General features: G+C 33.2%; 9 protein-coding genes. 1 reads left to right on the top strand and 8 read right to left on the bottom strand.

Annotation, left to right across the window (positions count from 1 at the left end; translation table 11 throughout):
* Positions 1–52: 52 nt before the first annotated feature.
* From HHU12_RS32085 to HHU12_RS32050, 8 genes are all read right to left on the bottom strand, one after another.
* Entirely contained in the window at positions 53–1024 is a 972-nt protein-coding gene (locus tag HHU12_RS32085; protein ID WP_169660829.1) for a MutS-related protein, read from the bottom strand.
* Between the two features lie 17 nt (positions 1025–1041).
* Positions 1042–2133 (bottom strand): adenylate/guanylate cyclase domain-containing protein, encoded by a 1092-nt coding sequence (locus HHU12_RS32080; protein WP_169660828.1) that lies wholly within the window; start codon positions 2131–2133, stop codon positions 1042–1044.
* 83 nt (positions 2134–2216) lie between these two features.
* Positions 2217–3104, bottom strand: a complete 888-nt coding sequence (locus tag HHU12_RS32075) for a hypothetical protein (RefSeq protein WP_169660827.1) — start codon at positions 3102–3104, stop codon at positions 2217–2219.
* A gap of 38 nt (positions 3105–3142) precedes the next feature.
* Entirely contained in the window at positions 3143–4222 is a 1080-nt protein-coding gene (locus HHU12_RS32070) for a bestrophin family protein (protein WP_169660826.1), read from the bottom strand.
* A gap of 122 nt (positions 4223–4344) precedes the next feature.
* The gene (gene blaOXA, locus HHU12_RS32065; RefSeq protein ID WP_394353222.1) at positions 4345–5190 is read right to left on the bottom strand and encodes a class D beta-lactamase; all 846 of its coding nucleotides are present in this window, start codon (positions 5188–5190) and stop codon (positions 4345–4347) included.
* 126 nt (positions 5191–5316) lie between these two features.
* Positions 5317–5658 carry a cupin domain-containing protein gene (locus HHU12_RS32060; RefSeq protein WP_169660824.1) on the bottom strand — a complete coding sequence of 114 codons (342 nt, stop codon included), beginning with the start codon at positions 5656–5658 and terminating at the stop codon, positions 5317–5319.
* 172 nt (positions 5659–5830) lie between these two features.
* Entirely contained in the window at positions 5831–6619 is a 789-nt protein-coding gene (locus tag HHU12_RS32055; protein WP_169660823.1) for a DUF2071 domain-containing protein, read from the bottom strand.
* 54 nt (positions 6620–6673) lie between these two features.
* The gene (locus HHU12_RS32050) at positions 6674–7438 is read right to left on the bottom strand and encodes an RDD family protein (protein WP_169660822.1); all 765 of its coding nucleotides are present in this window, start codon (positions 7436–7438) and stop codon (positions 6674–6676) included.
* Positions 7439–7489: 51 nt separating this feature from the next.
* On the opposite strand from HHU12_RS32050, the gene HHU12_RS32045 reads away from it, so the two are divergent.
* On the top strand, positions 7490–8446 hold the full coding sequence (locus HHU12_RS32045) for a stage II sporulation protein M (protein WP_169660821.1): 957 nt from the start codon (positions 7490–7492) through the stop codon (positions 8444–8446).
* The last annotated feature ends 181 nt before the right edge of the window (positions 8447–8627 follow it).

The following is an 8627-nucleotide window of genomic DNA, read 5'->3' as shown; positions in this document are numbered from 1 at the left end:
AAAATCACTAAAAATATGGCTTTTTGATATCGTTAGAGGGGTTTGGGTGAAATTAACTGTCAAACTCAAGAAACAATTCATCAAAAACACCAAAAACAGATTTTGATTCATTATTTGAGGAGATAAATTCTTTAACTGAAAGAATCTCGTTCATAAAATGACTTGTCCCATTTTTATGATTATCACTTGTATTGAAATTGATATTAAAGGTTTCAAAAAATGGAACTTTTGCCTCCGAAGCTGGGATTGGCACTCCTCTGTTTCCTAAATAACAGCACAAAGAAATGGTTTTCAAAAAGGTGGACTTCCCTCCCATATTAGGCCCATTGAGTATATTTAATGATTTATCAAATGTAATGTCATATTTGACAGGCTTATTGATCAACGGAAAATAGGCTTGAGATAATTCAATAGTTCCTTTATGTATCAGGGGCAATTTGAAATCTAACTTCAAAGAGCATTTAGCTATTGAGAGATAACATTCCAACTGAAATAGAGTGTCCCAAAACTTATCAAAATTGATGTACTGTAGTGCATCAAGATAATGTAAAAGTTCTTTTGATGTATTTTTAAAAGTAGAATAGTCAGGAAACTGCTGAAGGCTTTCATTTACCTCTTCCAACCAATCTGATAAAGTGTTTACATCTGCAATTTCAATTAGAACTTTAATGCACTTTTTTAATTCAGTGAAGAAAATAAGACTAGCCGTCAATCTTGAAATTTTACTATTCTTCACTTTCTTCTTTGAATAGAACAAAAACTTTTTATCCTCTATAAAATCATTCTTCTTTAAATCTTCTACTACCTGTAGTGCTTCACTATAGTAAAGTTTATTGTAGTTGTAGTTTAAGACCGCTTCTCTGTTTGACAGCAAGCATTGAAATACTTTTTGCCTTATAGCGAGTTCTTCTTTTGTACACGAATTCAGAATAAAAGCTTCAATATAAGAGCTAACTTTATAGTTTTGCTTATCATCATACAAAGGAATAATCTCCTCTTTGAGTTGTAATTGATCTATTTGCATTAGTTTAGTTTTTTGAGCTACGCAATCTGCTTTACTGAAAACAGATTAACTTTTTCATTTCTACCTCTCAACTCTACAGATCCAATATCTGTGGTGCTAAACACGTTTTCTATTTTCAAAAACTCTAATAATCTTTCTGAGATCAAGAGGTCTGTTTTATAAGAGTTACATAAACTCTGAATCCTTGCGGTGGTATTCAGCACATCTCCAGAAAAAATAATATCTTTCTTTGTCACCCCTATTTCGCCAGTCGTTACTTTTCCTAAATGAATACCTGCCTTAAAAGTTGGAGCCACATCAAATCGCTCTTTATATTTTTCTGCTTGTTCCTGCAATGAGCGTTTCATATCATAAAAACAGTTCAAGCAATTATTCTTATCCAAGCCGTTTTCCATTGTCCAAGTCACCACTACTTCATCACCAACATACTGATAAATATGCCCATTATAGTTGAGAATTGAATTTGATAAATCAGCATAGTACTCCCTCAACATATCAAAATACATCGTATGTCCCAACCTTTCTGCAATGGCTGTAGAGTCTTTCATATCCAAAAACATAAATACTCTATGTTCTTCAATTGGGCGGTGATACCTTCCTAAGAAAAAATTAATGAGTACTTCTTGACCAATATTATCACTGACTTCTGTATAAAACAGACAGATTACAATCCCTAAGGCCATATAAAGTTCCATGGAGATAAAGGCAAAACTCATCAGGAAATTGAAGGCAAAACCTACCACTTGGGGATCAAATGGATACGTTTCTCTTTCAATAGCATGACCAAAGCAAGTCATAAGAAATACCAGAATAGCTATAATCAAAAGGTAGATCAGAGTTTTGATTATTAACTTTTTAGAGAAGCTTTTGTAGTGAAAAATTCTGTTTAGAAAGAATACCTCCAAAACTCCCATCAGAGTACCGCCAAAAAAAGCTAAAAATGCGGAAGAAAAAGGTGCGTAATGATAAGGGTTTCCTGTGGTGGGATAATGGGCTGAATGACCCAAGATTCCGTGTTCAAGGAAAGAGTAGATCAAACCAAATAATAATGAAACTACTCCAAAGGGAATAACTTGAACTAATTGTCTTCTTTTTTTAATTGAAATCATAATGAATTAACCTAGGCATAAAAATGTAATGCAAATCTAATTAAAGGATTTCTTTTTGAAGCAGGTTATTGATAATAGTTTTATCATTTGCAGTTATCATCAAAACAACTTACATCAAAGATCATTTCTTTATGGACACCATTTTTTGTCAATTGGTCTGTCACCGTCATGTTTTTTTGATTAAAAATAATGTGATCACTGAAGTCTCTATTTCCCATCCAGGAAATAAAATAAATACCGTCACTTATTTTTGTCACATAGGTTAAATAAGTTATTGTTGGTTCCCCTTTATAGGTCACTTCTGTAATATGGTTTTTCACTTCAACAACCACTTCAGATGTTTCAGTTTTATATTTTATTTCTTTTCCATGAAGTTCTTTTCTCGCCTGTTTATTTTCATCTGAAAACGGACGTTCGGTCTGTCCCATAAAAGGAAGGTCAAATTTCATGATATTACCAAAAAGAGCCATAATTGTAGAAAATTGCCCCATTACTTCTCCTTCTGGAAACTGACATTCTGTTGATGGTCCACAAGTAATATCACCATGGATCAACTCAAAATCTTCTGGAGTATCCGCATCTGGATGATGAAGATGAGCATAAACCTTGTTGGTATTGAAATTAACACATACATTATCTCCTCCGCCAGACTCAAAAAACCATGACATAAAATAAATGCCTTCATCTATTTTTGAAATTTGAGGTTCTACCAAAGCAACTATATCATCAAAATATCCGCCTTCTCCTTTCCATTTTATTTTATTGTCATGGATCGCTAAACTAAAACTACCGAAGTCGACATAATTGTAATTGATCATTTTCCCTTCAAAATCTCTATAGCCTGACCCTGAGGTATTCTGTTCTGCCACTTTACCGATCACATCTTCTTTCGTCCAAGACTTCTCTGAAGAAGAACATGATGATAGCATAAAAAGTAATGAAAAAATAAAAAATACTGATGGTGTGTTCATATTTGAAAAGTTGTAAGTTACTAATACTGTAAGCTTCATTACATTTGTGTATCATTCAGTTGAGGGATCGGTTTTGGAAGAGTATTCTTATCCTCTCCAATCATCTGTCTGATATCGATTTCTATTCCTCTTGACATTGTTGATATTGGTACGTCATTGCCAATCCCTTCAAAAGGATTTTCTGATACATCACCTACACGTTCCATTGTAAAGAATATCCATGATATCACAACACTTGTCGGTATAGACAACCATACAAAATTATGAGCAATAAATTGAAATCTTGGGTCCATAATCCCTTGAGTCAATAAATCATGACCTATTTTATCAAATTCGCTCATCAAACCAAAAGGCAGGAAAATCACAAAGATCCATACAAAATACAAGTTCAAAGTTGCAAACTGACGTGGGTAAGGAAAGTTCTTTATACGTTCCGCTTTTCCCTGTAAAGCAAATAACTCTGCGATCATATTTTTAAACTCCATATGTCTGAAGTCTTCTATCAAACCACTGAACTGTAATTCCCGGAATTGTTTGGACTGCAAAGTCAGACAGGCATTTTGTTTATTACCGAAATCAAGAATATATTTTTTCTCTTCTTCTGAAACATAACCTTCCAATTCAACTTCAAGAGGACTTTCATACTCTATAATCTGCATTGCATTCATGTATTCTTTATCTGATTTATTTATAGCAGAAGTTTCCCATGTTTTCTTTGTTCGCAAAGCATACCTCAAACAGGTCAACCAAGCCACGTGCCTATGAATTATTTGCTTTTTGATCTCAAAAAACTCTTCTTCACTCCTTTCTCTTTTGGCGTGTTCGTTGGTGATAAAATCATTGACCATTGTAGCCAGCAGTCTTGATGCATTTACGATTCCTCCATAGATTTTTCTTGCTTCCCAGAGTCTGCCATAAGATGCATTATTTTTAAAACCAATCACAAAAGCCAATGCCGTACCCACCAAACCAATGGGCAACCAAGGTAACTTCAGCCATTTTAAACCAAGTACTTCATACAGCACTACAGGTAAAATAGCCAATAAAATAAATTGATAGATGTACCTTCTCGTCCATTTCACCATAATGGAAACCGAGTAAATCCGCTTAGTATACATAGTAGTTTTTGAGAATTGTAATTAATAAAAATATGTGTTCATCTAATATACAATTTTCATTAAAAACATTCATCAACTTTTGTAATACTTTGATTACTAATAGATAGAAGAGAGAGGTATTTTTAGAGGTAATTCAAATTTTTCAATGCTTCAATCGTCACTGCTTTTCTTGCTTTTGGAAAGTCTTTCATATCAAACTCCTCAGAAGGTTCAATATTAGTTGCAAAGAAAATTGTGTTATTTGAAAGTTCAAGAAAACCGACAAACCAACCATTATTGTGATCGTTTTCATTGGACCATCCTGTTTTACCACTAAGCTTGTAATGCTCATATTCTTCCATCAACAACATTCTTTTGATGGTAAAATCTGTGCTTTCTTTTACAGGTAATTGAGAAAAATGAATTCTTTTTAAAAAGTCAATCTCAGAAAATGGACTTATCCTTGAATCACCCATCAACCAAAAACGATCTATTGAAGTTGAATCAAAAACCATCCCTGGGTAATCTAACTTTTCTAAATAAGACTGCATCCTTTCAGTCCCAATTTTTCTAGCTACTTCTTGATAGCAAGGAACGCACGAGTATTGAAAAGCTTTTTTGAAAATTAAATCCTGTTCCCAGATTTTTAATCCTCTTGGATTGCCATCCCATTGCATCAATGTACTGTCGTTTTCAACTACTCCGGTTTCTAAGGCTATAATAGAATTAGGGATTTTAAATGTAGAGGCAGGGAGGAAACCCGATTTACTCCATTCGAAATCGTTTGAATAATAGGTATCTTCTTTATTATCATAGAGAAGAATCGCACCTTTTACTTTTGATGAATCTAGAATTTGCTGTAATTCATTTTTATGTTCCAAAATACTGCTTTTATCTCCTTCATTGTTTTTCTTTTCATTTGGATTGGAGCATGAAATACTCAAAAGTATAAGAGACAAAAAGGTTAATAATTGATACATTTGATTGATTAGTTTTAGTTAAATACTAAGTCAAAAATAATAAAAAAGGAATTAGATCAAGAACCTTAACGATTCCATCTCTAATTCCTTAAAACCTAGATATCAAATTTGCTGTTCAATCACTCTTTTATGATATTATTTTTTTGCTACACCCTCTACACGTTCTGATGAATCTTGCTTCGTCAAAGTAAGGCGTATTACACTATTTTCTGTTGCTTTTAAGTCGTGAGGAACATTACCATCTAATGCCAGAATGTCTCCTTTCTGTAGTGCAAGATTTTTATTTTCAACTCCAAAGTCCACATTACCTTCCACCATTTCTACAACAATAGGAAATGAGGTTTTATGCTCTTTCATCACCGTTCCTTTAGCCATAGCAATTCGGATTTCTTTTGTGAAATTAGTTTCAAAAAGTACAGTGATGAGTGGCTTTGATTCGTTGAACTCTAAGTTTTCAAATAATGACGCTGTTTTCATGATATTCTGATAAAATTAATGAATAGTATTCGTTCTAAAATTGCCCCTGCCCTTTTGATAGCAATCAGAAAGAGCGAGCAGAGAGACAGTTCAATTATTTAGAATAATTCAAAATAACAAAATACAAACAGCGTTATTTGTGATGATTATCACTTCAACTTATAGATAATTATCACCTGTTCACAGCCTTCGGAGGAAGTACAATTTCGAATTCAATAGATGGCGTAATCAAAACTGAGTGCGGATGCATCATTTCTTCCTTAGATACCAACCCTAAACGTTCGAAAAACTCAAAATACAGAGAATTAGATTGTCCCATTTTCAAATCCATTTTAGGGTGCCAAATCTCATAAGTACCCAATTGATTATCATGCTTCAAATAATATCCCTCAACAGGATGAGTAAGGATAAAAAGCTGTTGATCTATACTTTCAAAACCTTCAAGCAATTGCATTTCATCGTCACCACAACTAATATCAACAATACCTTTTCCTGTTTTAGACTGAAATGACATGGTGTATTGACTATAGGAATTATTTTCCATTTTGAAATCACACGTATAATCTGCCATCTCCCACGGCATTTTCCACAATCGTTTTGGAATTATGTGTGTGAAAGAGCCAAGGTTTGTCCCAAAAAACCAAGCACAATACTCATTGGTTTCTTTATGGATAACATAGGTTCTAAAGTTCGTTTGATAAAAAGCGAATTTAGGTTTTGAGGTGATATTATGAAATTTAAAATCCTTATCCTTAAATGTTACTGCACTGATTAAAGCATAAGTTTTACCATCTGATTCAAAAGTCCACAGTTTAAAAGGATCAGGTATTAAAGGAGCTATTTTATGTAACTCCACTTTATAAGAAATGATTGCGAAGTGCTCCAATAATGTATGCACATTGAGCTTGTTTTTCTGTGGCTTTTTGTTGATTCTTTCTCTTAACTGTGCTTCGAAATTCATAATCCTATAGAGCAAATTTAGAATAATGTCTAAAAGAAATGTTTCAAACTTTTACTAATCGATAATTTTATCTCGGTGTGAAGCTGAGGTCAAGAAATAATAATCGTCCAACAATTGTCTCAAGAAACCAGGGTCTTCTAGATCCGATTCAATATGTAACTGCCTTCTCAATTTCCTAGTAATCATACTTATAACCTTATTGTGTTGAAGATGTTCGCTTGTTGGATATGCATAATGATACAAATCTTCTTGTTTAAGCTTTAATGCCTTTTTGATGACACTTAACTGTCTATCATTTATAGAATCCGCATTTTTGAAAGTGGGTTCGTAACCCTCAAGAAAGGTAGGTATATCAAAATTGTATTGCTTAATTTCTCTTTCTTCAGAAATTACAATAGTCCCTGCTAAAATATCACCCAAACGTTGCCCTTTTCCTTTGAGTAATATAGTATATACCGCTACTGCACCTTGTAACAAGGTAATATCTATCAACCTGAAAATCCAGCGTATAATGTATTGTGAAAATTTCACAGCACTGCCATCCATGGATACTACTCGTATTTTCATGACACGCTTTCCTAAAGATTGCCCTTCAAAAAATACTTCGCATAAAAGATTATAAATCATAAAGACACCCCCTGCTACATAAACCCATGTATCTATGATCGAATATAGTTCATCAAATAATACATAAGGGAAATATACAATACTCACTAACAGTAGTGCGTCGATAACCCACGCTGCTATTCTTGTTGTAATAAGTGCCTTTTGGAATTTAAGGTTTACGTTTTGGCTGTTTTGAAAAGAAATTGATGACATGTTTCTAAGAAAAAAAATTTGTAATATATTGTATCAACAAAGCAATTTTTTATGAAAGAACCTATATTTATTTTAAAAAATCAGGAAAAATGGCAAATTATTGAACAGGAAATGACTAAAACTACTGTTTCCCCTGATCAACTTGCGTCTTATTATAAAGCATTAAGTGATGATTTGTCTTATGCTCAGACGTTTTATCCTGACAGTGAGGTTACTCTATTTCTCAATTCACTTTCAATAAAGTATCACAAAAAAATTTACTCCACAAAGAAAGAAAAAACATCAAGAATAAAAGATTTCTGGCTTTATGAGGTGCCTTATGAAATAGCAAATAATAAAAGACAGCTTTTTTATGCTTTCGCGGTTTTTCTTGTCAGTTGTATTATTGGTGCTTATTCCGCTCACAATGATGGGGAATTTATCAGATTGATACTTGGAGATGGATATGTGAATATGACTTTAGAAAATATTGAAAAAGGCAAACCTATGGATGTTTATGCCTCCGGCGATCCATTTGAAATGTTCTATCAAATCTCAAAAAATAATATCACGGTTTCCCTTTATGCTTTTGTAATGGGAATTTTTTCGAGTTTCGGCACAGGATTCATCCTATTCAAAAATGGTGTTATGCTGGGTTCTTTCCAGTATTTTTTCTATCAGAAAGGTATACTTGGTCCATCACTTTTAAGTATATGGACACATGGAACATTAGAAATCACAGCAATAATTTTCGCAGGAGGAGCCGGTTTTATATTAGGTAATTCATTTTTATTTCCTAAACACAAAAAGAGACTAGAAAGTCTTAAAGATGGCACGAATAGTGGCCTTAAAATTATCGTTGGGCTGGTACCTATATTTTTAATCGCTGGTTTTTTAGAAGGTTATGTCACTAGACAAGTAGATTGGCCCCTGACAGTACGCCTATTTTTTATACTAGGTTCACTTAGCTTTATCATTTACTATTACTTCATTTACGCAAACAAATTCAGCGTAAAAGGTGTATCATAAATATTTTCACACTTAACAATCCCTATATTTTGCAAACGTTTCAATTTCACCAAAACAGAAACACTGGTGAGAAAATCGAGTTCACTTATCTTTTCTGGATAAAAAATTTCGTAACTACTCAGCAATAGGAATTTTCAACGAAGCAAGCGTTATAAAAGCCTCAAGTATACTCTCTCCTTTC

It is taken from the genome of Flammeovirga aprica JL-4 (assembly GCF_012844305.1).
Lineage (GTDB): Bacteria > Bacteroidota > Bacteroidia > Cytophagales > Flammeovirgaceae > Flammeovirga > Flammeovirga aprica.
The sequence above is the reverse complement of the archived record's forward strand: the minus strand, read 5'-3'. Positions and strand labels throughout refer to the sequence as shown.